Source organism: Thioclava sp. SK-1, from assembly GCF_001705665.1.
Taxonomy (GTDB): Bacteria; Pseudomonadota; Alphaproteobacteria; order Rhodobacterales; family Rhodobacteraceae; genus Thioclava.
The window spans coordinates 1-338 of the sequence record NZ_MDHA01000084.1; the positions used below are offsets into that span (position 1 = coordinate 1).

General features: G+C 57.7%; 1 pseudogene. It reads left to right on the plus strand.

Annotation, left to right across the window (positions count from 1 at the left end):
* Window positions 1-338, plus strand: a pseudogene (locus tag BFP70_RS18625) (ATP-binding protein); the annotation flags it as partial.

Sequence of the window (338 nt, forward strand, 5' to 3'; positions counted from 1 at the left end):
AGCAACAGTGCGGCAGCTACACCGATGCGAGTTTATCGAAGCGGCCGAGAATGTCGTTTTGATCGGCGGTCCGTCGTCCATTGGGCTTGAACCAATGGCGCCTCAATAGACGACCGGGCAAGAGCCACACAGCCACAGCAATCGGCGTCCAAGCCATCGAACATCACCGGCGTAAGGTGCGCTTCTTCTCAACTGTGGAATTGGTCAACGCGCTGGAGCAGGAAAAGGCGCTCGGTAAGGCAGGGAAACTGGCTGAGATGCTGACGAAGGTCGACTTGGTCATCTTGGACGAATTCGGCTACCTGCCGTTCAGCTCATCTGGCGGGGCGCTGCTCTTC